General features: G+C 44.1%; 25 protein-coding genes. 15 read left to right on the top strand and 10 right to left on the bottom strand.

Going from position 1 to position 24,474, the window contains the following annotated elements; genetic code table 11:
- The first annotated feature begins 16 nt into the window (after positions 1-16).
- The 4 genes from nifE to METPAY_RS09985 are packed head-to-tail and all read left to right on the top strand — an operon-like array spanning position 17 to position 3,822.
- Entirely contained in the window at positions 17-1,399 is a 1,383-nt protein-coding gene (gene nifE / locus METPAY_RS10000; protein WP_048152487.1) for a nitrogenase iron-molybdenum cofactor biosynthesis protein NifE, read from the top strand.
- Positions 1,400-1,401: 2 nt separating this feature from the next.
- Complete coding sequence (locus METPAY_RS09995) at positions 1,402-2,835, top strand: nitrogenase component 1 (RefSeq protein WP_048152027.1); 1,434 nt, start codon at positions 1,402-1,404, stop codon at positions 2,833-2,835.
- Positions 2,836-2,850: 15 nt separating this feature from the next.
- The gene (locus METPAY_RS09990) at positions 2,851-3,159 is read left to right on the top strand and encodes a 2Fe-2S ferredoxin (RefSeq protein ID WP_013328213.1); all 309 of its coding nucleotides are present in this window, start codon (positions 2,851-2,853) and stop codon (positions 3,157-3,159) included.
- A 9-nt stretch (positions 3,160-3,168) separates the two neighbouring features.
- Entirely contained in the window at positions 3,169-3,822 is a 654-nt protein-coding gene (locus tag METPAY_RS09985) for a Fe-only nitrogenase accessory AnfO family protein (RefSeq protein WP_048152024.1), read from the top strand.
- A gap of 75 nt (positions 3,823-3,897) precedes the next feature.
- Here the strand turns inward: METPAY_RS09985 and METPAY_RS09980 are convergent, their stop codons facing one another.
- Positions 3,898-4,224, bottom strand: a complete 327-nt coding sequence (locus METPAY_RS09980) for a hypothetical protein (protein ID WP_157199060.1) — start codon at positions 4,222-4,224, stop codon at positions 3,898-3,900.
- A gap of 217 nt (positions 4,225-4,441) precedes the next feature.
- Here METPAY_RS09980 and METPAY_RS09975 point away from each other — a divergent pair, with 217 nt between their 5' ends.
- Positions 4,442-5,284, top strand: a complete 843-nt coding sequence (locus METPAY_RS09975) for a class I SAM-dependent methyltransferase (protein WP_048152020.1) — start codon at positions 4,442-4,444, stop codon at positions 5,282-5,284.
- 122 nt (positions 5,285-5,406) lie between these two features.
- Here METPAY_RS09975 and METPAY_RS09970 read toward each other — a convergent pair whose 3' ends face one another.
- Positions 5,407-5,868 carry a tetratricopeptide repeat protein gene (locus tag METPAY_RS09970; RefSeq protein WP_084600825.1) on the bottom strand — a complete coding sequence of 154 codons (462 nt, stop codon included), beginning with the start codon at positions 5,866-5,868 and terminating at the stop codon, positions 5,407-5,409.
- A gap of 11 nt (positions 5,869-5,879) precedes the next feature.
- On the bottom strand, positions 5,880-6,539 hold the full coding sequence (locus METPAY_RS09965; RefSeq protein WP_048152013.1) for a hypothetical protein: 660 nt from the start codon (positions 6,537-6,539) through the stop codon (positions 5,880-5,882).
- 157 nt (positions 6,540-6,696) lie between these two features.
- Here METPAY_RS09965 and METPAY_RS09960 point away from each other — a divergent pair, with 157 nt between their 5' ends.
- From METPAY_RS09960 to METPAY_RS09935, 6 genes are all read left to right on the top strand, one after another.
- Positions 6,697-7,356 carry a hypothetical protein gene (locus tag METPAY_RS09960; protein ID WP_048152011.1) on the top strand — a complete coding sequence of 220 codons (660 nt, stop codon included), beginning with the start codon at positions 6,697-6,699 and terminating at the stop codon, positions 7,354-7,356.
- A gap of 152 nt (positions 7,357-7,508) precedes the next feature.
- Complete coding sequence (locus METPAY_RS09955; RefSeq protein ID WP_157199059.1) at positions 7,509-7,988, top strand: hypothetical protein; 480 nt, start codon at positions 7,509-7,511, stop codon at positions 7,986-7,988.
- Between the two features lie 146 nt (positions 7,989-8,134).
- The gene (locus METPAY_RS09950) at positions 8,135-8,536 is read left to right on the top strand and encodes a hypothetical protein (RefSeq protein ID WP_048152004.1); all 402 of its coding nucleotides are present in this window, start codon (positions 8,135-8,137) and stop codon (positions 8,534-8,536) included.
- A gap of 49 nt (positions 8,537-8,585) precedes the next feature.
- Positions 8,586-8,975 carry a hypothetical protein gene (locus METPAY_RS09945; protein WP_048152002.1) on the top strand — a complete coding sequence of 130 codons (390 nt, stop codon included), beginning with the start codon at positions 8,586-8,588 and terminating at the stop codon, positions 8,973-8,975.
- A 327-nt stretch (positions 8,976-9,302) separates the two neighbouring features.
- Positions 9,303-10,436 (top strand): hypothetical protein, encoded by a 1,134-nt coding sequence (locus METPAY_RS09940; protein WP_048151998.1) that lies wholly within the window; start codon positions 9,303-9,305, stop codon positions 10,434-10,436.
- Between the two features lie 145 nt (positions 10,437-10,581).
- Positions 10,582-11,391, top strand: coding sequence for a hypothetical protein (locus tag METPAY_RS09935; protein WP_052418764.1), 810 nt, complete (start codon positions 10,582-10,584; stop codon positions 11,389-11,391).
- A gap of 187 nt (positions 11,392-11,578) precedes the next feature.
- On the opposite strand, the gene METPAY_RS14965 is transcribed toward METPAY_RS09935, so the two are convergent.
- Positions 11,579-11,797, bottom strand: coding sequence for a hypothetical protein (locus METPAY_RS14965; protein ID WP_157199058.1), 219 nt, complete (start codon positions 11,795-11,797; stop codon positions 11,579-11,581).
- A 158-nt stretch (positions 11,798-11,955) separates the two neighbouring features.
- On the opposite strand from METPAY_RS14965, the gene METPAY_RS09930 reads away from it, so the two are divergent.
- From METPAY_RS09930 to METPAY_RS09915, 4 genes are all read left to right on the top strand, one after another.
- Entirely contained in the window at positions 11,956-12,894 is a 939-nt protein-coding gene (locus METPAY_RS09930) for a hypothetical protein (RefSeq protein ID WP_048152483.1), read from the top strand.
- A gap of 163 nt (positions 12,895-13,057) precedes the next feature.
- Positions 13,058-13,585: a hypothetical protein gene (locus METPAY_RS09925; protein ID WP_169743658.1), complete on the top strand. Its 528-nt coding sequence runs from the start codon at positions 13,058-13,060 to the stop codon at positions 13,583-13,585.
- Positions 13,551-13,769, top strand: a complete 219-nt coding sequence (locus tag METPAY_RS09920; protein ID WP_157199057.1) for a hypothetical protein — start codon at positions 13,551-13,553, stop codon at positions 13,767-13,769. Before METPAY_RS09925 ends, METPAY_RS09920 begins: the two co-directional genes overlap by 35 nt.
- A gap of 149 nt (positions 13,770-13,918) precedes the next feature.
- Positions 13,919-14,965, top strand: coding sequence for a helix-turn-helix domain-containing protein (locus METPAY_RS09915; protein ID WP_048152480.1), 1,047 nt, complete (start codon positions 13,919-13,921; stop codon positions 14,963-14,965).
- A gap of 71 nt (positions 14,966-15,036) precedes the next feature.
- On the opposite strand, the gene METPAY_RS09910 is transcribed toward METPAY_RS09915, so the two are convergent.
- From METPAY_RS09910 to METPAY_RS09885, 6 genes are all read right to left on the bottom strand, one after another.
- Complete coding sequence (locus METPAY_RS09910; protein ID WP_048151990.1) at positions 15,037-15,264, bottom strand: type II toxin-antitoxin system HicA family toxin; 228 nt, start codon at positions 15,262-15,264, stop codon at positions 15,037-15,039.
- Positions 15,261-15,464: a type II toxin-antitoxin system HicB family antitoxin gene (locus METPAY_RS09905; protein ID WP_048151987.1), complete on the bottom strand. Its 204-nt coding sequence runs from the start codon at positions 15,462-15,464 to the stop codon at positions 15,261-15,263. The genes METPAY_RS09910 and METPAY_RS09905 overlap by 4 nt, the downstream gene beginning before the upstream one ends.
- Positions 15,465-15,679: 215 nt before the next feature.
- Complete coding sequence (locus METPAY_RS09900) at positions 15,680-17,377, bottom strand: nuclease-related domain-containing DEAD/DEAH box helicase (RefSeq protein ID WP_084600797.1); 1,698 nt, start codon at positions 17,375-17,377, stop codon at positions 15,680-15,682.
- Positions 17,378-17,381: 4 nt separating this feature from the next.
- Entirely contained in the window at positions 17,382-19,238 is a 1,857-nt protein-coding gene (drmB, locus tag METPAY_RS09895) for a DUF1998 domain-containing protein (RefSeq protein WP_048152478.1), read from the bottom strand.
- 1 nt (position 19,239) lies between these two features.
- Complete coding sequence (locus METPAY_RS09890) at positions 19,240-22,452, bottom strand: helicase-related protein (RefSeq protein WP_048151982.1); 3,213 nt, start codon at positions 22,450-22,452, stop codon at positions 19,240-19,242.
- Between the two features lie 11 nt (positions 22,453-22,463).
- The gene (locus METPAY_RS09885; RefSeq protein WP_048151978.1) at positions 22,464-24,347 is read right to left on the bottom strand and encodes a UvrD-helicase domain-containing protein; all 1,884 of its coding nucleotides are present in this window, start codon (positions 24,345-24,347) and stop codon (positions 22,464-22,466) included.
- Positions 24,348-24,474 lie beyond the last annotated feature (127 nt).

The raw sequence follows: 24,474 nt of genomic DNA, 5'->3' as shown, positions 1-24,474 counted from the left end.
AAAAGGAGGAATGACAATGGATAACACATGTTCGCTGACAGCGGATACGGATAACCTGATCACAGAGCGCCGGAATTCGATCGTCACCACAGGTAAAAACAAGAGCAGCATATGCTGCACATCAGACAGCCTGGCAGGCGCGGTAAGCCAGCGGGCATGTGTATTCTGTGGTGCAAGGGTCGTTTTGAATCCGGTGACCGATGCGATCCATCTGGTTCACGGGCCGATCGGCTGCGCCTCGTATACATACGATATACGGGGCAGTCTTTCGAGCGGTTCTGAAAACTACAGGAAGAGCTTCTCCACCGACATGAAGGAGAAGGATGTAATCTTCGGAGGGGAGAAGAAGCTGGCCGCCTGCATAGACGAGCTGGTGGAGAAGTACAACCCTCCCGCGATATTCGTCTACTCTACCTGCGTTGTCGGGATGATCGGGGACGACATCATCGCCGTCTGTAAGAATGCCTCGCAGACATACGGGATAGACGTAATCCCGGTCGAGTCGAGCGGTTTCGTATCGGGCAACAAGGTTGTTGGTTACCGGGCTGCAGGAGAGGCACTCTACAAGCTCATAACTCCAAAGGAAGGAGATGTCATCGAGAAGACAAGGAAGCTGAACTTCCTCGGCGAATACAACCTCGGGGGAGAGAAGTGGGTCGTCGAGAGATATCTCCGTGAGATGGGGATCGAGATCAATGTCGCAATGACAGGCGATTCGACCGTCGAAGCCCTGAAGAAGTCTCCCGGTTCGTGCCTGAACCTCGTGCAGTGTACTGGTTCAATGCACTGGCTGGCGAACAAGATGCAGGAAGACTTCGGCATACCGTACATCGATGTGAACTTCTTCGGTGCGGACAACACGGCCGAGAGCCTTAGAAAGATCGCTGAGTTCTATGACGACCCGGAGATCACCGCACATTGCGAGGCCCTTATCGAAAGGGAGATCGGGGCTGTCCGTGAAGTCAACGCGAAGTACAGGAAGAAGCTCGAAGGAAAACGTGCCGCGATCTACGTGGGCGGTGCTTTCAAGGCGTTTGCAATCATCCGCCAGCTGCAGGATCTCGGGATGGAGATCGTCCTTACGGGCACCCAGACAGGAAAGCAGGAAGAGTACGAGAGAATGGGCAGACTGCTCAGTGAAGGAACGGTCATTATCGATGATGCAAATCCGGCGGAGATAGAGAAGTTCCTGGTCGAGAAGAAGGTCGACGTCATGGCAGGCGGTGTGAAGGAGCGTTTCCTTGCATACAAGCTGGGCGTCGGCTTCATCGACCACAACCATGACAGGAAGGACGGCCTCATTGGATTTGAAGGGGCTATAAAGTTCATCCGCGAGGTCTATGCCACCACATGCTCCCCGGTATGGAAGTACATGAGAGAAGAGAAGGGAGGAATGTAATAATGCCAAATTCCGATCACACCAGAACCAATCACACGGATACGGCCAAACTTGTCAACGAGAACCAGTGCCACATGTGCATGCCGCTCGGAGGAGTTGTCGCCTTCAAGGGCGTCGAAGGATCTATGGCCCTGGTTCATGGTTCGCAGGGATGCAGCACATACATGAGACTGACCAACGTGGAGCATTACCACGAGCCGATCGACGTGGCATCATCCTCCCTGAACGAGAAGCAGACCATCTACGGTGGTGAACAGAATCTCATGAAGGCGCTCGACAATGTGAGGAGAGTCTATAAGCCGAAGGTCATAGGCGTCCTCACAACCTGCCTGACCGAGACGATGGGAGAGGATCTGAACAGGATAATCTCCACTTACAAGGCAGAGAAGGGAGAGATCGACACCGACATAATCCCTGTCTCGACACCGAGCTACGACAAGAGCCACACCGAAGGATTCTGGACCGCGACCAGGGACATAATCGTACACTACACAAGAAAGGACATCGCCTACCACAAGAGGATCAACGTGATAATCCCGCATATCAGCACTGCCGATATAAAGGCGATCAGGATGATCCTCGATACATGGGGCGTCGAATACACGCTCCTGCCCGACTATTCCATGACTCTTGACCGCCCGTTCGCCGGAAAGTACATGAAGATCCCGGACGGTGGAACACCAACGTCGGCTATTTCGGAGATGAGCGGTGCCCCGGTTACGATCCAGTTCGGACTCACCTGTGAGAAGAATATCTCACCCGGGCATTACCTTGAGGAGAACTTCGGTGTCCCACTGATCAACCTTCCCCTGCCGATAGGCATAGGTAATACGGACATGCTCATGGACACCCTGAAGAGAATCACCGGAAAGCCCATGCCGAAGAGCCTCGGTTATGAACGTGGCTGGCTTATTGATGCAATGGCCGATTCGCATAAGTATAATGCATCGGCAAGGCCGGTAATCTACGGGGAGCCGGAGCTTGTCTATGCCTATACCTCATTATGCCTTGAGAATGGATCGATCCCTTCGGTAATCGCGACTGGATCGGCCCATTCGCGGCTTATACCTGCACTCGAAAAGCTCCTTGAAGAATCGGACTGCGACGAGTACCCGGTTATTCTCGAAGGTGCGGACTTCTCCATGATCGAGGCGGCCGCACTTGAGGCCGGTTCGAATATTGCCATCGGCCATTCGGGAGGAAGACTGCTCGAGGAGAAGCACGACATCAGGATCGTCAGGGCCGGTTTCCCGATCCATGACCGTGTCGGAGGCCAGAGGATACTATCTGCAGGATACGGAGGAACGTTATCATTCCTCGACCGGTTCACAAACACCATACTCGAAAAGAAGCACTCTTCATACCGCGAACTCAGAAAGCAGGAGCTTCTCTCGAAGATAGCCACGGTAACGGAGACTGGATTTACAGCAGAATAAACAGAGGCAAAAGACATGCAGAAACCAAAATACCACATATTCGTATGTTCAAGTTCAAAGCCTAACGGCCAGCAGAAGGGATACTGCCATTCCCAGGCAGGAGTGGATATCCTGATGAGATTCGTTGAAGAGATAGATGAACGAGACCTCGGCGGAGAAGTGTTCGTCAACAATACCGGATGCTTCGGGATATGCGACAAGGGACCGATCGTTGTCGTATACCCGGACAATGTCTGGTACGGATCCGTCACGCCCGACGACGTGGAGGAGATCCTCGACGAGCACATCGAAGGTGGGAATGTCGTAACCCGCCTGGAGATCTGAGTAAAATTCATGTGTCCATGTGAAGCCTGCGAAGGGAAGAGAACTGAAGTTGCAGTAATCCTGGGTTCCGAAGGGACCACTGGAATACTCTCCGAGCCCGGAACGATCATAGTATACGAAAGAGGCGATGACTGCTCGTGGCAGCCCATCCGCGAGACCGGGTTCGAGATGAAAGGAGAATCCCTTCAGGAGATCAGGCTTAAGATCTCCGGCCTGATGGATTTCTTAGGGGATTGCCGTGTCTTTGTGGCGAGAGCCGCAAGCGGAGCGGTTTTCTTCGAACTCCAGAAGGCCGGTTTCTCAATCTGGGAGATCGAAGGACGGCCGGCTGAATTTCTCGATGACGTCGTCGAAGAGGAGGAAGCCGAAGAGAAAGCCGGAAAGTCAACCGTATTCGAGATCCCTGCACCCCTTGAAATATCTCCAAAGAACTATACCATCTCTATCAAAGATGTCCAGGGAAAGATCCCCGGAATCAGCAGTAAAAAAATACTCCAGCATTTCGTCAGGACAGGAGATTTCGAGCGGCTCGAGGTTATCTGCGACCACGTTCCCCCGTGGATCGAACTCGACGCCGTTATGAGCGGACTTGACTGCGAGTCCGAAAAGACGGGGCCGGGAGAGTACCTTGTCGTCCTGACCCCGAAGAGAGCCGAATCATAACCTTATCCATCAACTACCTTCTTTTTTATTTTTTAACCTGGGCTGCCCGGAACACGTAATTGGTGCAATTATTCATCAGTGTTCAATAGTGGCGGGATCGATTACAGGAAACTGTTCGGAGATCTGGATCACCTGCCCGGTTTTGCTTATAAACACCAGATAAGGTATCGGCAGTTTTCCTCCCTTATCGACGGATATTTTCACGTAATAGACGTCCTGTTCGTTCAGTACGGCTGGGCCGTAATCGATGATTGCGTACTCATGACCATCGAAAATTTCAGCAACACCTGGATCGGCCAGTGCTATGTCGGTCAGTTCATCGCCGGTATATTCCTTTTCCGACAGGCATCCGGGAGTCAGGATAATAACAATCAATAGTAAAATGAGTGTACCTTTATTCACAATAACCCCCATTCAATAAAATGTAATTGAGAACGAACAAATATTTCTTTTTCGATCAGCAGTAAGTACTAACCCTGACTTTCCGGCCGGGAGCAACCGGATTACTGTATTATTACGGAATTTTTTTTCCCGGAAAAAGATCATTACTAATAATACTCATATATTGCAAATTAACAGGACCGCCCGAAGAATATCCCGATATATTAAATGTGAAATAATGAATTTGAAAAAAATTGGACAAATTACACAGAGACCGCCGCTCTACGAGAAAGGAAACTGTGAGATGTGGAATGACGAACACATCTCGAAAATTCTCCTTGAGACGCACCTCAGCCAGGATTCGGATCTCGCAAGCCGGAGAAAACCGGCGATTGAAAAGACAGTCGGATGGATTTTTGACCGGCTTGGAAAGGAAAACGCCAAAATCCTCGATCTCGGGTGCGGCCCGGGACTCTACTGCGAGATGTTTGCAAAGGCCGGGCATGACATAACCGGCGTCGACCTCTCGAAAAGGTCCATAGATTATGCAAAGAAATCGGCACAGGAAAAGGATCTGGATATAGAATACATCAACAAGAACTATCTCGAACTTGATCTTTCTGAAAAGTTCGATCTCGTTATGATGATCTTCTGCGACTTAGATGTCCTTAATCCTGGCGAGAGGGATGTCCTCCTTGAGAAGGTGTATTCGGTATTGAAGCCCGGAGGAATGTTCGTCTTCGATACGATGAACGACAACACACCTACAGTAATGAACCCCGGTGAAAAAAGCTGGGAAGCTGCCGGTTCGGGTGGATTCTGGAGGGCCGAACCGTATCTTGCCCTTACGGAATCATTCCATTATGAGGACGAAAAGGTCATCCTAAGCCAGACGATCATATATTCGGAACCTGAGGACTATCGCATCTACCGGTTCTGGACGCATTATTATAATTCCGGCGATCTTAAACAGATTCTTGAGGGCAGGGGATTTTCGGATGTCACCTGTTATGAGAATGTTCTCTCCATAGAGGACTTTTACTGTGCGGAGACCGTTGATTTCTATACTGCAATAAAGTGAGGATGAAACTCCTCAGTTTATTCTTTTCCTTCGAATAATTCCATCGCAGTGTAGCCGATCTTCCTTTGGACGATTTATTCCCTGCTCTGGATTGCGGCTTTAAAAATTATAAAAATAAATTTTCATTCTTCTTTATAGGAGACCGCAATAAAATCAGTCCCCTCCGATCCGAACTTTTCAACATCCGGAATCGATCCGGAATAAGATGGATCATATTTTACTGCATTATCGAAGCATACCGATGCCCCTTCCTTGTCGCCCGAATTTAAGAGGATGATGCCTTTAACGTACCATGCAAGAGCATATTCAGGTTCCAGTTCCAGCGAACGGTTCACGCTTTCGAGGGCTTTATCGTGCTGGTTGAAATTGCCGTTGTAATACATCGCCCTGACGCACCATGCAGTCGCGTTTTCAGGATCTGATTCTACCGCATGGTCGTAGTATTCAGCACTTGCATTCACATTTGCGGCAAATTCTGCCAGTCTCTCCTGGTAGTCCTCGTCCGAATGCCCCGTGCACCCGGAGGAGAGGAGAACCGGGATCACCATAAGAATAACGGTCAGTAATATGTTCATCTTTTTCATAATTTTAAACCTCATAATTCAGGTAATGGTATCCTGTAATCGTGATCAATGTCCTTTGTAGAATATACGATATACAAAGGCTTCGTAGAATTCATAGCGGATGCCCTCTCCTGGGCCGGACTTACATGTATGCCGAATCCCTCACCGGACTGTGACTGGAAAAAGATCTCCTGACGGTACAGGCCGGAACCTCCTCCGGCATCATCGCTGAATTCAAATAGCCCCGCCCCGGCGCTTTCCGAATCGTTGATATAATGGATTATGGAAGAATACGAATCAACACCCAGCCCGTTTTCCAGCACACTGCTTTCAATGAATATATAATTCAGGTCGTATACGGTATCATAGATCCTTGTTCTCAGGGTGGTGGAATTATCCCGCTTTAATCCCAGATCATGAATTTCCACCAGGTCGCAGGTCATGACATCAGGCGGAATGTAGATCGTCCCGTATTTCTCAGTGATATACTCCGGAACAGGCTCGCTCGTATTGAACCTTGCCTCGACTGCATTGGTGTATCCGATTATATCACAAATAAGCTCGGCATTTTTCGGATTCTCCTCCACAAAGGACTGACCGCTACCACCTGAAAAAATAACCGCCGATAAAGAGATAACGACAATAAATACGGCTGCAAGACCTAAAGCCAATATAACCTTTTTTTGTTCCATTAAACCCCCACAACATTTAACAGTTGGAAACGAGTATTAAAAAAATGTTCGGACTGAAAAGCGAAATCAGGATATAAGAAAAAATTATCAATCACCGGATATAACTTGATATATCAGCCGGGCCTGCTTCGGCAGGTTTGAAGATGGGGTATAGAAATTGCTGAAGACAGATTTTTTCGACAAACTTCTTGATGATTGGGCGGACGGGCTTTTATATCCGGAAAGCCAAATTGCGGTTTTCAACCGGATCCGTGATCTGCCATATGCCATAATGCCGGACCAGACCGATCCGCTCAGGGGACCTCTCAACCTCTTAAAGGAAGGGAGAGGGGACTGCACTTCTAAACATTTCCTCCTTGGGATTCTTTTTGAGAGGCTTGGAATCTCGATAAAATACGTGAGTGTCCCGTTCCTATGGGACCAGCAGGAGTTCCGGTATCCCGACAATCTCAGGGAGCTCGCAGCATCCCTTCCTGTGAGTTACCACCTTGCCTGCCGGGCCCTGATCGGCGAGAGGTGGGTGCTGGTCGACGCCACATGGGACGTTCCGCTTGCAGCAGCCGGGTTCCCGGTGAACAAAGAATGGGACGGTCTTTCAGACACGCTTCTTGGGGTTATACCCGCACTTGCCGTTCCCCCGGATGAAGATGAAAGCGTCTCCGAGATCGTTCACGAATCTGCGGATGAGAGACCGGAACTGCACAGGAAGGTCAGGAGACAGTATACTCCTGAAGATTTCGCCAGGAGGAAGGAGTTCGATGAGGAGCTTAATTTATGGCTGGAAGAGATCAGGAGAGGGAGCCGGAGAGAGGAGTGATTTTATATCTAATAATCAATCTCCCAATAATTTCTGAATTATTATGGAAGTAAACCATGATCATAATTTTTATTTTTATAATAATCCCGATCCTGCTTTCTCTTTCAATATACGCATTCTTGAAGAATTTGAATGGTAAATTTAAAAAAATAATGCTGGTTTCTGCCCTCTATACAATATTGTTCATAATAATTGCATCCTATATGAATCAGATACAACCTGATGATCCTCTTGTAATCATTTTAGGTCTGATATTACTCACGTTCTCGATTGCATGCCCTTCTGCCATTGCCGTTTTTTATTTTGAAAATACATTCGAAAGAAAATATGAGATGGTTGAGGCATTCTTTTTCCCGCTCGTATCATTGCCCTACCTTGCATTCTTTATCGGTCTGGAATTAATCGAAGGGCAACCTCTTCCTCCTGATTATTTTCAGAGCATAATTCCGCTATTCGGATGGTTCATCGATCCGGTCTTCAAAGATGCCGACCTGGCAGTAAGCCCTGAAACATCGATTATTACGGGTTTGATATCAGACATCGGTATCTTTTTCGAAGTTCTCATCACTCTCTTTGTTCTGTGTATTATCATGCGAAAAATTAAGGAGATTGTTGATAATGTCAGTTCATAGTTTTATTAAATTCCCGCTAATCAGATCTAACCGTAGAAGAGTTCCCGGGGGAATCTGTCTTAAAAAAAAGAAAATTTTCCAGCAGTAAGTAGTTTGTCGTTAGCCGGATAAAGTAAGTATAAAGATACAAGGAAGGATTTGAAACAATGAATAAATTTCAGAAATTACTGGCCTCATCAGTAATAATTATCCTTATTGTTGTTATCTTAGCTTTCCCGCATCTGATGTCATCAACAGTTCCCCCGGATATTCTGCAGGTAATTCAGGTTTCAGAACAGAAGGCCGGGGAAGGCAAAATTATTCATCTTGATGATGAGATTATTTTGAATTATCCGGTTTTGGAAGAAGTTCTCCAAAACACCGATAGTTATGAAACCGATGAACCATATCAGGATGGAGACCTGCTAATCATCGGCAGTGTTGATTTTCCTGAAAAGATAAAACAGGATACTGTTGATAAATACATCTTTGATAATGAATCGGCCAAGAGAAAATACTTTGAATATGCCGAAAATTACTACAGGATAGGAACCATATATGCAGATTAAAAGGACACACCGGTGCCTTACATAAATAACTAACCGGTTTCAATCAATTATGAGAGACATAAAGAAAACCCGGAAAAATATCATCCTACTCATTGCAGCAGTCTGCATAATTACTGTTGTATTAATCTGTTCATATGCAGTCTATCATCACATATTCACCCCGGATACTGTTTATTTCGCCGGAGCTTATCCTTTTGAGGGAACGGATTTAAATTCCGATGCCGTCGTTCTGAATTTAAGTGAGTCCGATTTCGAACAATATCCTGTTCTGATGTCGCTGGTGAATGATCCCGAAGGAGGTCATATTACATTCAGTCACTTTGAATGGGATTATGACGAAATCCAGGATTTCAGGAATTTATACTGTGTAAAAAGAGAAGTTAACAGGTATGTCTTCTGGAACGGTACCTATTATCAGATTGTTGTCGGCCAGTCGTGATACAGAAAATTTTGAAAATTTGGTTTGATTTTGGAGAAGATGGCTTTCACTTAAAATCAAGAAAAAGATAATGGAAGAACAAAAATAATTTCTGTAATAGCCTCTGAAACCGGATAAAAAATACATGATCACAGGAGACACTGATGGCAGAAATTCCACTGACCGATACAAAAACTGAAAATATTGCTGTAAACCGTATTCTGAAAACTGTCAAAGCAATAAAGGAGATGACTGGATATGCAAAAGCCTGATAAGAGTGAATTCTATCCTAATTTTTTTCCGGACTTTCTGAAACCAAACATGAATCTAAAAACTATTTTTTGTATTTTGGCCTTATTCGGATTGATTGTCATTACCGGATGTACTGAACCCTATATTACGGATGCGGAAGCAGTCGTAATCAAAATCTCTCCTGATGGAGAGAAGATATCGGAGACTGTTATACCCTGTCCTGATATCTATCATACATCCTCTTATATCCATACCTCCGCCGTGGAAATATCCGGGGACGGATCCTTTGTCATAGTCCAATACCCCAACAAAACTTCGCAATTTATAACTCGTGCATTAATTATTGATAATAATGGCAAAATGATAAAAGATACCGTCTTCCCGGCGATTAACAAAGAAATTTATGACATAATCACTTTAGAAAATGATACCATCATTGCAATTTCAATAGATGGAATGTTCTATTCCTTCAGTTCAAACGGGGATTTAATTACAAAAAACAGTGTTGACGAATTTGACAGAAATCTAACGAATTCAGGAGAATCTTCCAATTCTACCTCCCCTTTCTCCGAGAACAGTATCATTCTGGCGGGTGAAGATAAAAAACCCGGATATGTGTACATCCTTAAAATTTCTTTGGATGACGGAAAAGCAAGTGAGATCAAAATCAAAATCGGCGGAATGCCGTGGGTCCACAAAGTAATTCAGACAGGTGACGGAGATTTCCTGATCGGCGGCTCATATTCGGACTCCGAATCATTTCCTCTTTCCCGTCCATGGATTGCAAAGGCGGATGATGAAGGCAGTCTGCTATGGGAACATAAATTTGGCAACGTAGGTGATGGGTTCCTCGGTTTTTATGAGAGCGAAGTCGGAGAATATCATATCATCTACGCTTCATCAATAACCGATGAAAAAGGATCCGCCCGTGACCAATATATTGAGGCAATTGCGGATAACATCGGGAATCTGTTAAGTACGACCAATGACACTATTTTAAAATATCCCAGTCTGATCTCGAAAGACGGCCTGGTATTCACGGAAACCATATCCGGCACAGATGGCGGGAAGAAGCTGCATATCACAAAAACAAATGCCGAAGGTGAAACAGAATGGGATAGTCTCTGTGAATTGGAAGATTCTTCTGCGACAAGTTCAAGTATCGGTTCCGGGATAGTTCAGATGGCTGACGGAGGATACCTGATAACCGGAGCGAGATATTATTACTGAATCGTTTTTTTAGAACTGAAATAAGGAACGGCAGGAGTTGTACAAGTTTATTTACAGGCGAAGGAGAGATCCACCACCACTCTCATTCTACAAAAATACCAGTGAAATTTAAGTCAAAGAAAAAAAATTAATTTTATACAGCCTTATGGAACTGAATAAAAATTACATCATAGCAGGAACTTCGTTGATCCTGATAGTACTTCTAATTCTGATGATGTTTTCGGGAGTATTCTTTCTTCTTCCCTGGCAGATATATCAGATAATTAACGGGACATTTCCCCTGATCATCCTGGTTCTTTTGATTATTGTACTGTTCGCATTGATGATAGGCAATCCTGAGAGTACTTTAGGGAAGATCATCAGCAGTACTGCTATTATCGGACTGCTGGTGATAATTGCAGGGATCTTCATTCCGATCCTTTACTTTGAGGCTTTCGTTCATAATCAGGGACAGACTTATGAAAGCCCTGAAATCCCGGATTACCAGAATACAAATTATTCAAGAGAGAATACCACATTTATTGACATTTCCCATAAAGACGGCATTGGAACAATTTTAGATCCGGAAGACACCGATTACCCGGCCATACATGCAGAATGTCTTGAACAGATCCGCTGCATCAACGCCCAGATAAAAACAGGATTTTCCAGGACAGAACTGATTGCGATGAGGCAAAACAACTCATACGTTGCATTACGTTTCCCTGCTCCGGCTACGTTCAACACGAGCTATATCGTCGACGGTGCACCCAAGACGATAACAATAGATGAAGCGATATTCTTCCTGGATTCGGAATACGACGATATAATAATCACCCCCTCCCGGGATGGCACCGGCGTATGGGGAACGTCAGGTGACCGCGGAAGACTCATGGAACTTGCTGATCCGGTTTTACAGATGTTATCAGATGAGCTTCAAGACAGCGAAATTCTGAACTCCCAGATGCATATATAACGAGAGCAATTCAGATCGCCCTGGAAAATGCAAAAGTTCAGATGATGCCTCCATAGAATATGAGATCATTGATGGATTCCATACTTAAGCCTATAATGGAGCGGGATATTAGCGCCAAAAAAAGGATTATTAATTTTGATAAGGAATATCCCTTAACACAAGAACATCACCAGCGCAGGAGAAAAAATCAGTGGTCATCATCCACAGTTTCTCTAAAGGTTCCCAAAATATTAGTTATACCAAATCTAAAAAAAATATCACCCATTAATAAAATAATTCTTTCAACTTTTTTTGAGTATTGTTCAAGAGCATGGTGAAAATCGTTATTATAGGGCCACATCATATTTTCAACCGGGGGCGGATGAAGGAGTGATCCTTCACTAAACCCATTTTCAAATAAATCCAATGAAATGGCTAATAAAGGGCTGAATTATAGAGCCTAAATTTCACGTCAAACTCTATTAACAGTCCTTCATTTGCCGACTTGTAAAACCGGCATCTCCTATGTCAGCATAATTGCGGATTAAGGTTTGCATGCCGGTAAAACTGGTAACAGGTGAGAAAATGAAAACGAAATTCGGTATGCAGGCTTTAATCCTGCTATTGGTAGTGGCACTCGCCGGTGCGATCTTCGTTCCGGTCGTTAGTGCTGATGAAAAGGAACAAATCGTCGACAATAACGACATTGTCGCATTATTTGAACCATTAAATGATGAGATAGTAAGTAAGATGGCAGAAACCGTCACAACCAACGGACTTGCAAAAACAGACTTTAATTCCGACAAATATTCTGAAGAATTGATGAAGAAATATCAGAAAAATCTGGATCTGATCATCGATTCTCTTAAAAAAGAAACCGGAAAGGAATTATCAGAAGAGCAAAGTGAAGATCTAAAACGAATTATCGTCCAGGAACATATCGAAAGAGTAGCCTGGGATGAATTTAAGAAAAAAATGGGAGTAAAAGATGATGATTTCAGGGCACTTACTCCAACTAAGATAGATCCAATGACACAAAATGTAAAAAGTCTCCCCCTTTCTCTTATCCTTATTCAGGTTGAAGATGATGTAACCGGAGGTATAGGTATTGATGGGTCAGGATTACCTTACGAAGTCAGAGGTGACAATGTTCTTTTAGAGGTGTCTGTCGATACGGTGTATAATGGAAAAGATCTTTATGAGTGTCTTTTCAGTGATGAAGATGCCCCTAATCCAGACTTAGATCTAAGCTATGATGCACTCCGCCTAGCAATTTACCATACGCTTAATGATCGTCAGGGGTTCTTTATATATGATCCCGATTCATTAGGAGATCGCGATATCGAATTTGGAAATGATTACGATAACGGGTACTCATACGCAGAAACCTATGGACAACATGGTGCATTAGTGACATCGTGGGATGTTGGTGACGAGATCTATATCAGTAATGTATGGAATCATGCCATGAGTCTGGATGACCGGAATTCAAACATGGATAAGATACCACACTATTACTCCTAATTTTTTTTAATTCAAAAGGGAGAAATGATACCTAATGAATCTTTATAGAGCAGCAAAGAACCTTGATCGGATATTCTATTACAGCCTGCTCGGAATTTTAATTTTAAATTCATTAATGTATATTTTCATGTTCATACTCAATTGGGAAGCCTGGTTTTTCGGAATGAAAATGGACGGGCTGTATGCAGGTGTAATACTGTTCACGTACTTTTTTATCTCTGCCATTCTCGCATATATCCTGTACAGGTACCCCAGGAGTATTTTGATAATTTCGCTTTTATCGATCCTCTTTTTCGGTTTCAAGTTTATCGATTCTGCGGAGACTGTTCAGGAATTAAGCAAAGGATTAGGTTCATATAACGAATTCATGATAATCTTTTTAGTGATCCCTCTGGTTGTCCTCACAGGGCATATCATAGTCTCACGGTTTTATAATCCTGATGAATTTTTTAGAGAGAGCGGACAGGTGAAAAGATCGCTTTTTATTTCACTAAGAAACCTGGAATCCGGAGACTATCTTTCAAGAGATATTTTAGCCCTGTTAATCATAGCATTGGGTGCATTTCTCCTATACGGTATACCGGGTTTAATCGTGATGCTTATTTTAATTTCCATTATCGTTTCTTTTTGGATCTTCAAAAGAAAAGAAAAAGAGAATGATGAAAGGAACAAAAAAAACAAAGATCCATGATCCTGAAAATGGGGGCTCCATCAAAAACGATCTTTCCAAAAATTATCCTGAGCGGGAAATTGTCTGGGAACCAGACTGGTTCGAAGGCGGAAGACTGGGATTTGTATTCCCGAAGAAGACTGATCCTGCTGTGATTGCGAAGACGATGAGGGAGATTATTGAGGAGACGAGTGAGAGGATTTGAGGGGAGATTGAAAAAAATTGCTTTTAGTAAAAATCGAGAGTTAGATTATCCTATTTCCATATGGATATCCTACATAGATACTACAACAACCCTTATTAGTTTACAAAACATACTAAAAGTTACGGTTTGTAAACCGTGTGTGTGTGGAGATGAATCAGATAGGCGAGAGAATAAAAGCGGCCCGGAAAGGTTCAGGGCTGAGCCTGAGAGCACTGGGCGATAAAACCGGCGTTTCACAGACTGCCATATCGAAATATGAAAAAGGTGAGATCATTCCCGATTCCGGTATGTTGATAAAGATTGGCAATGCTACCAACACCACTCTTGACTACTTTTTCAGGCAGAATACTGTCGAACTGGCGGAACCGTGCTACAGGTGCAGAAAGAGTATCGGCCAGAAAGAAAAAGATGTAATCCATGCAAGAACTTCCGACTGGCTCGAAAGATATCTTGAGATTGAACATCTCAGTAACGAGAGGATCGAAACCGATCTGCCAGATAAGGCAGACCGACATGCTGATTCACCGGATGACATCGAATCAATCGCAGTAAAAATTCGCAGGCACTGGAATCTCGGGCTGGATCCGATCGAAAACCTGATCGACAGTTTTGAGATGCACGGAATAAAAGTGGGTCTCATAGATGCCGATAAAAAATTCGATGCATTAACCTTAATGTACGAAAGAAGCCCGGTTATCGCAATCGCAAAAAATATTCCGGGCGACCAGCAGAGATTCAACCTGGCACATGAACTCGGACACATCATCCTTGATTTAAATCCCAAAATCGATAAAGAAGCAGCAGCGAACAGGTTTGCAGGTGCGTTCCTCATTCCCAAAGAGATGATAAAATATGAATTGATGGAGAAGAGAAAGTCTCTCGATATCAACGAACTCTACAGACTGAAGCACAAATACGGGATAAGCATGATGGCCCTGATTCACCGTGCATCCGATCTCAATATAATCAACCGGAATGTTGCAGTAAGTTACTACAGATTATTCTCAAAGAAAGGCTGGAATAAAAATGAACCGGGGAAAGAATTCCCCAGTGAAAGACCGATTCACATGGAACTTTTAATCCTCCGTGCCCAGGCAGAGGAAAAGATCAGCAGATCGCGAGCGGTCGAGCTTTTCGGGGGGCCGCTTACAAACATCCTCGGCGAATACCGGGAACCGGAGATGATTAATGGCTGATTTTGAAAAATTCCAAATTTAAACTGGTGAACATGAATGATCATGCTTTGGAATTCTGCATTTAATTTCTTTCAGATCAGATCCAGAAATTCTTCTTTGGTTATTTCAGCACCTTTTAAAATTGAGATCAACGTTCCCCTGTCCAGTTCATCATGGAGAGGAACCGTCACCGTTATCTTTCCGTCATCTGTCATTTTAGCCAGACGAACATGGCTTCCTTTCTGGCGGTTTACGACAAAACCCTCTTTGACCAGAATTTTAATTAGATCTTTTCCGGATATGACAGGCAAACCTGTCATACCGTGACCTCGACGACTCTCGCCTTGCCGGGAATATTAAGCACGTCGTCATCGGGCTCAAGGTAAAGTTCTATGGCTTCTTTTATATTTGCGAGTGCTTCATCCTCTGTTTTGCCCTGTGAGACGCAACCCGGAAGAGCAGGAACTTCTGCGACAAACCAGCCGTCTTCCCCTGGTCTTATGATGACCTGTAACTGCATGTTAATTTTCTATTTGATTTTTTGAGATTTATAAATGTGGTTTGAACGAATGTTGTCGTGATCGTCCACGAGTCCCAAGGGAAAGGCAGGAGTTATACAAAAGGGCGAGGAGGAGATATACCATTAAAGATATTGCCCGGAGGAAGGAGTTTGATGCGAAGTTTAATTTGTGGTTGGAGGAGGTTCGGGGAAATTTCTAAATATAATCAGAATTTTTATTCAGGATTATGTTTCCGATAATTTCTGATTCTTTCAAGACTTGCTTTGTCACCGAGAAGTACCAGCCGTGATCTGGCTCTGGAAAGGGCAACATAGATTAATTCTTTATCCATTACAATATCCCCAGTAATAATCAGATATACGATCTGACTCTCCAGTCCCTTGAACCGACGTATGGTATCAAGAATAATCTTGTCATCTGAAGGGTCTGAACAGAGATTACAGGAAATTGATCCTATTTTTCCTCTATTGACTAACCGATCAAGTATTTTTTCTGAGCTGATCAGAACTGCAATATTTCCGGGCATTACCTTTTCTCCAGAAATCAGACGGTTTATGTCAGAATATAATTTCTGCCGGATATCGCTGAATGAATCACATACATGCCATTCTGGTTCAATACCTTCTGGTCCGATACTTTCAACCGGATAACCATTATAATATTTCATGGCCAGCTGATGAACAGGACGAGAATTTCGCATATTTTCCCGAAGATGGATTGGAACCATCTCAAATTCAGATGAGAGATAATCGGTACTTCCATATACTTCCTGATTGCAGTCATAAAACACTCTCATCAGCTTTTTACCTGATGGATCAAGTGCCATATCCAAAGCTTGCCACCAATTTTTAATGAAATCCTGACCTTCGTCAACAATAATGACATCATATCTGATGTCAGGAAGTATTTCCATTGCTTTGATTAAGATTGCCGGATATATTTCCTTAAATAATCTTTCACTATTTGCGCCTGCAGGAATTCTGATACCCGCAAGGTCTGCTGTATGGTGACACAACTTATGAAATGTTGCAACATGTATATTTTTTTCCTGCTCAAGCTGTACTTTCATGTGCTGTGCAAGTGGATTGTTATAACAGGTAAGTAAAACCCTCAAGCCTGAATCAGCACACCGTTTTGCTTCCTCCATTGCAAGGATCGTTTTTCCGGTCCCTGCCCCTCCTGCTATTGCTGCTTTAGGAATTGCTTCAATTGCAGAAAGAAGATGGTATTGTTGCTGAGTAAGAATTCTGATTTTTTGATCATCTTCATCAAGAAGTTTTCTCAGGGGAACATGGAGATGAAAAGGATATGCCAGAAGTTTTTCAAGTGCCAGAATTCCGTCTTCTCCGAGGGGATATTCACGGGAACTCAGAGGAACCTCTGAACCCATACGTTTTACAATCCATGAACGAAAATCTCCTTCAATATCCTCCAGATAACAGACCATATCCCTTGGAATATCCGCTGCTAGATTTTCTTCGGTTGCTGCACAATCCGGAAAAATTATCCCGTGACGTGCTCTGATCCATCTGGGACTCCATTCTCTTGATTCATTCAGTTTTTTAATAATCTGGTGTTTTGAAGTTCTTGCCTGTCCTACAGGATTCTTGATAAAATGAGTGATATTATAACGATCTTTACTGGTCCATTTATCAAGAGCAGCATTGTATAATATCCCACCTCCTTTTACTTCCAAGGCAAGAAAACCAAGATCCGGATGAGCAACGATAAAATCACATTCACCGTCAATTTCTTCCCCATTGGGTCTTTCCCCCAGCCAAGGGCGTGAATAAAAAACAACGAACGGATCTTCAAGTACCTCTTCGAGACGACGGAACACTTTACACTCGGCAGCTCTTAGGCTGTTATGGGTTATATGATTTGGAAGCCTCTTAGGCCACATTACAACCATTAATTTACCTTTTCAGTAACTGGGTAAAATAACCGGTCCCAAGTTTCTCAGGTATTCCTATTAGTGTTGCCCGATCTAGGAAACGGTTATATGTTTCACATGAGGTCTCAGGTGCCAGACAGCAGGCATGACAAGCTGCGAGATTAAAATGGTTTTCCGACGCATCGGATAATTCCTGATTATGAATACACAGCGGATCCGATGAACACCACTCCATACTTTGAATCGCAGACCGTACAGCATCCTCGATCCTCCCGGGAGTTCCCTGACGCTGCAGTCCCCCAAGGGTTCCGTCCGAATCAGATGTTGCAGTATAGATCAGAACTCCGGCCATACCAGTCTTTCCCTCACTGATATATAACCGCTCCCGCAGGGAGGCGCTAGAATATCCGCAGTCAAGCGTCAGCTGACGCATCAGGGCATGAGCAAAGGTATGAACCAGCAAATATCGGGGTGTAATTTTAGCAGGGGGGTTACTTTCCGCACCATAACGTTTTCTCCATTCCTGCAACCACGGATTATTCACCTTATCCGCACGCTCAATATTATCCCTGTTTTTTTCCCATTTTAGCAGAGCTTTTTTTTCAAACTCCAGAAATATTCCTTCTCCCCTAACTTCAATTGCCGGCAGCCAGTGGAGGTCTTCGCTGAATATAGGAGAGATTACCTGATCATCAGATCCCCCAGGTGGATTAATTCGTGTGAAGCCCCTTAATGCACGGACTTCCCGAAGCCTCACTACTCGAACTATATGGCTGAAATATGAGGATAGAGAATTCGGAATATTAATATTCCGCATTTCGAATTCACGGTCATCCTCACGACTTGTATTTGTCCCGGATGTTAACTGACGGTATTCCTCCTGTCTGATATCAGGATCAGTATCCTCAGAGTATCTTGATAACCGTTCTTCGATCTGGTCTGCAAGCTCTTCAGGTGTCATATGAAACTCTCCCAGAACCTGTTTTAAATCCTTACGTGCAAGAATCCGAATATATAAAGCACGTTCAGAAGGGTCTTCTGTTCCAACAATAGAGCTCCAATATATTCCAAGTGCTGACTGTAACCGGTCTGTCCAGGGAGGAATACTCAGTGCAGATTCAAGAACAGGGAAATAAAGGTTTGATGCACCTCTCTGAAGAGTAATTGGCTGTTTGGTGCAGTTCTGATCAGGTCCACTCAGCCACGGTCTTTTCCCATAACAATTTGTTACTCCCATCATAGTATCTGGATTAAAGATACCGTCCATTGAACGTGATGCACCACATTCCGGACAACTAACATACAATCCTGCCAGACCGGGTCGTTCATAATGCAGTTTGAGGAATCCACGATGATGATTCTTATTCCAGCTGCAACTGTCCTTGTGCCCAACCCACCTGTGCCAAGGAAAATCCTGAATGTGTCCGCTTTCACAGGCCATAATAAAACGCACAGGTATCACGAATACCTTTTTTCGTCCGGATGAGCAGTTTGGACAGTATCGATATGCCCTGCCGGGATCATTATTCCATTTCCAGAAAGGAGCGATTCGTTCACATTCCGGACACTGAAGCCATTTGGGAAACCGAACTGCAACAAGGCGGCGCCCGTCCGGTCTACCGCTTTCATCACGATAACCTTCATCGACGACAGGTGGCAGGCGAAATCCCCCGACTCCAAGTCTTTTTTCAAGACGCGGTTCTGATATCTTCTGTGGATTCGTAAGACCATAAGGAGGGAAATTACGATCCCATTCTTCAAGTCCTGCAACAACACCTGAAACCGGAGCACCATCTGCACGAAAATCGACAATCGCTCCCGGGGCATGCGTCATCACAACCATACTTCTTCGCAGCTTACCCAGATCATTGTTTACCATTCTAATCACCATCCCTAGAAAAATCCTTCAGCTTTTCCTTTAGCCGAAATGGCGTTGAAGGTTCTACACTTCGCATATTGTTCATTGTTGGCCAAGCGTTACCGATATGATAACCAAGGGCCTTCAGTGTTGCAGCTTTTTCGGCATCCTGCAATAATGACTGGCTTGGCTTACGTGAATCCCAGTAAGCTCTGGGCTGGCGGATCTGCCAAGTGTCAAGATAATCCTGAAGTTCATAACCAATCGCAGATTCTTCCGGATCAACCTTTCGGGCACGTTCAGTAATATATGAAATCATATCATCAGCAGTTCTGAGGTCATCCTCACTGATTATTGGCTGATCCAACATTCCCGGTGCATTGTAACGCAGAAGTGCGACTAAGACTGCATGTAGTGCCCGATCACGTGCACGGGACGCAAACGGAGTAACACTGGTTGCCTCCACATCACGGTAGAGAGTGTTATGCCACGTCCCAAAGGATTCATAATGTGACCGGTCACGGGCCTTTGCGTTGTTTAATAGTGCGACGATCAGTCCCGGAACCGTGCCACGACCGACACGGCTTGTTGCCTGAATATATTCGGATATGCCCTTTGGCTGACCATTCACAAGCATCAAACCCAACCTTTTAATATCAACACCAACACTCAGCATATTTGTTGCCAGAACAACATCGATCGCTTCCCCGCTGTCCGCTTTTCTTTCCAGAAGTTCAAGCATTTCACGAACTTCTTCCTGTGTGCGCATGGAGGTCAGTTCTTCCTGATCTTCTGGTTCCCGCTGACGCTCATGTCTCCGTGCGGCAATCATGGAAATGGTATCATTTACGTCATCCCGCATCAGGACAACTGCACCGCCTAATTCCCTGAGTGAGTTGAAATATGATACAAGAGTCCAGTAATAATCCCTGTACGGATCTTCGAGGCCTCCTTCAACAGACTGTAACAGGGATGCACTGACAGCCTGCAGACTGTATTTTGCTGATCTTCCTGCGGTTGTTACACCCAGATAGACACGTCCCGGTGCATCTTTATCCACAATAGCAAAACCCGAATCGTCAGCATCAATAGCTGCAGGAGGGAATTGACAGGTTTCACGGTTGAACAGAGCATTGACCTGATCACGAGCTCTGCGAATAGTTGCTGTTGATCCGATAATTTTCGGCCGGATTCCATTCTGCGTGAACAACTGATCAATGGCAGTTTCATAAAGGCCAGCCAAGGTACCAAGAGGCCCCGAAATCAGATGTAGTTCATCCTGAATGATCAGATCAGGTTTTCTTCCTTCTTTCAGCGAAAAAAGATGGCTCACTTCCTTCCGACGAAGTATTTGTGCAAACTTATCGATAGTACCTATCAGGAGTGTTGGCTGGCTCCTGTAAATGTCATCATCAACCGTATATACCGGCAACGGATTTCCGCCATTATGAAGGATACATTCTGTATCAGGACATCTTACTTCAATTTTTTCAGTGGAGTCATCAAAGGTCCATTTAAGTGCTGATTTACATGCAGGGCATATTTTTAACTGTTTTGGAGTTGCGAGACCCGGTGTTCCTTCTAGAGAATCCCTTGCAATCCTGAATTTGTTGGGTGTAGCCTCTCCACCAACCCAAAGCCCAATCGAAAAAGGCGTATCACCTAATTTATCAGTGCCAGACACTTTGCCTGCTTGCCCACGGCGAATTGCATCACATGCAAGAATCATCGAAGATGCACGGATAAATTGTTGGGTTGTGAGTAGCCGGAGCGTATATCTCATTAACGCCGCAACCCCTGCACCTTCATCAGGATTTGAGGGAGAAGACAATCTTCTGTAAAATGCAAGAAATGCAATCAGTCCCAAATAGGCCTCTGTTTTCCCTCCGCCAGTAGGGAACCAGAGCAGATCCATTACGTTGCGATCCGGATGGGAACGATCTGCAACAGAACTGACGGCAAGAAGAATAAATCCCATCTGAAACGGTCGCCATGTCAGGATTTCGCCGGGATTTTCAGTATTCCATTGATACTGTAATTCCATAGCTCTGTTTGCAAGTCTGAATGCTTCAGCGACAGCGGGATTGCTACCAATAAGTTCAGCTCCCTGATGCATTCTTTGCAGTGATTGCCGACAGCGTGCAATGTTCCGTTTTGCCTGTTCACCAAAGGGAGGAGAGAGTATATTTATTTTCTCTTCCTGAAGAGCAATCCATCTGGCATAAGCATTTGGTATTTCATCCAGTGCCTGCCCTAGTTCAGCGTCAGAGGCATCAGAAAGCCATTCTGCAGATAACGGCCCGGGTGTTTCCGAGGACCTGAGTGAACTAAATATATTATGACCTTCTGAACTGAAGGAGGGTAAAAAGGCGTGGGGAATCCATGTAGTAGCAACCATCGATGCGGTTCCGGGATCCGATCCTGACTCCCATTCTGCAGAAGATGTGTGGCCAGTGGCATATTCTAGTGCATTACGATAAAGAAGTGCTGTGGAGAGGTCTTCATCATCATCGGAGTTTCCGGTTACCGCCCGTCGGGATGGCCGGGCTACAAGTGATGTGCCTGATTCCGGACGTATTTCAAGACGAACCTGAAATAAAGAAAATAACTCCCGATCGTTTCTGCCAGTTCCCTGTGGGGGTTCGCTCTTGTTTATTAGTGTCGCTGTGACAAGCCAGTGTTTTTCTTTCCAGTGGACTGATCGGATATGGAGCTGAATTCTAGGTAGTAAATCGGGATCTTCAATTTCAATGATATTGTTTCCGCCGTCCGGAACTTCGATATGAAGAATGTCAATTTTATGTTGGTGACGGATCCATTCGATTTTTGATTTTTTCCTTTTTTCTGCTTTATTCCCATCTGAATTATCCTCTTCTTCATCTGTTTGGACATTCTGATATGAATAGGTGGCAAAAAAGACTTTTGCAGCTATTTTAGGTATTTCCTTATTTGATGCAACAGCAAACGACAATCCTGCACTACTTGGCCGGTTTATGGATGATACTGCGATCTCTTCTTCCTCACCTGTTCCGGCAGATTCCTCGTTGTCAAAACCGGCCGATGCCAGACCAAGTTGATCATCTTCCTCCGGACCTATGCGTGTATCCTTTGGCCAGAGAATCCCGGATATATATACATCTGAGGGTCTGGATTCCAGTTTTTCATCTTCTTTGTACGGACCAACAAGATCCTCAGATAATCTTTCAATTATTTTTTTTCGCTCTGTTACCGTCATAATCAGCTCCGTTAATAATACTTGAAAAATGCCTTAGGATAACCTAGGACTACCGGTGCCAGCATAATCCCACTCTCCGACCATGGTTCAAATAACTTTCCACGTTCGGAAGAATCAGGTGGGAGTACAAGTGTTCGTGTTCCATAAATCCGAAGATACCTTAGCTCATCAGGTGGACGCCGTTTTCCTCCACCGAGAATTGTATGAATCTCCTTGCCTACTTCAAACAAATCTGAATTCACGGATTGTGACAGGCAGCAGACATCTTTACCATATGAGAATTCTCCTGATTTCAACCTGTAAATATGTCCACTTCCATGATCAGATACGGCATACGCTGGCGTGATCTTTCCCCGAAGACTAAGGATCAGCTCCTGTTTTTTCCGTACATCATCAATTGAGGAATAGTGACTAGTTCCGGTAATTCCACTCGCGGTAATATCACCATCTCTTCCAATCTCTACCTGTGCCGTAGGCGAACCCTGGTTACATAAAAGTGTATACGCTCTGCCAGATACGGGAAGTCTTTTGGCGTGGAGAGTTGCGAAACCTGACCCGACATGAAGCAGGGATTTTGCACGAGTTGCACCAACAAATACCACACGTGTTTCCTCATCATCATCCAATTTATGTCCATGATTTTCCGGAATAAGAAGACAGACTTCATCTGTTTCCCGTCCCTTGGATGCGTGGATTGTACCGATAATCGGGCCTCTGAAGCCAATTTCGCTATAACAGAATTCTGAGGGAGGTTGTTTCCTTCCAAGAACCTGTTGCAGATTTCCCATATTTACAATTTTATCTGACCGCCCCGCATGCCTTATCAGATGATTCCACATCATATCGGCATTTCTTAAGCCTTTTTCAGAATTGTCAAAATTTCTTTTCCAGAGGGAAACGAAATCACTTTTTCCAATTGTTCTTTTTGTGTATTCAGACAAACACGCTCCTATCCATGAATGCAGACAGACCGGCAGGCCCGACATACGAATTCGGTGTGGGTTTGTCCCGAAAAATGAAGCAGCATAATGCACATCTGCTCTCCTGCGATATAAAATAAAACTTTTATTGGGATTCTGAATTTCATGATCCTGAATTTTTCCAGATATCGAATAGTGAGCAAGACCTCTAATTTCTTTTTTGATTTTTTTATGTTTGAGTTTAACGTCGGGGTCTTCCTCCAAGACTTTTTTACGTGTATCGGTAAAAAGTGTTTTCAGATTTGGATCACTTGTCCGAAAAACCGTACTCAGACCGTATTCCCTAAATTCATTTTGTTTGGATTCCCTGATTTTTTGAGGAAGTGTAAGCTGGACAGCATCATAGGAAGATGGTTCATCATCTTCGAGCGACCACCCATATATTGCCTGTGCCTCATCAGCAAAGACTGAAACGCCACATGATAAAGGTAATTTTTTAATGATTTCAAGAATCAAATCTGCACGGATTCCAACTATATCCTGAGCCTCATCAATAATAAGATATTCAAATGAAGATTCCAGATAATCGATAACACTGGGGTCAGACCTGACCATCCCGGTCATTACTTCGATATTTTCATCATAAGAGCTGAATATTTTTGGAGTTTCATCAAATCCATAATGGATTGCCCATGCATGTGAATCCAAAGTTGCAATTTTCACTGAATTTGCATCTCCTCCGTTTCCGACATAACTATGAATACGATCACGTATTTCCCTGACTGCTGTCCGTGTAAAACTGACAACCCAGATATTACCGGGTGCGACTCCTTCACTGATCAACCAAGCAACACGGGCACAGGATACTGCAGTTTTTCCGGTACCTGGCCCTGCATCGATAATACATCTTTCAGATTTGGGTGCCTGAATAACCTTTAACTGACTTTTATCCCAAGTCTCCACTATTTTTGTCATTTATTTTTCCGGCAATACTTTTTATAAAAAATAATCATTTTTAATTATTATGTTTTTACTTTTTTTACTTAATTAAAGATATTTAGCATTAAAAGGAATCATTGAATTTTTTAACCAATTTAGAATC

This window comes from Methanolacinia paynteri (genome assembly GCF_000784355.1).
Classification (GTDB): Archaea; Halobacteriota; Methanomicrobia; order Methanomicrobiales; family Methanomicrobiaceae; genus Methanolacinia; species Methanolacinia paynteri.
Note: the sequence above shows the minus strand (reverse complement) of the source record. Positions and strands in the feature narration are given on the sequence as shown.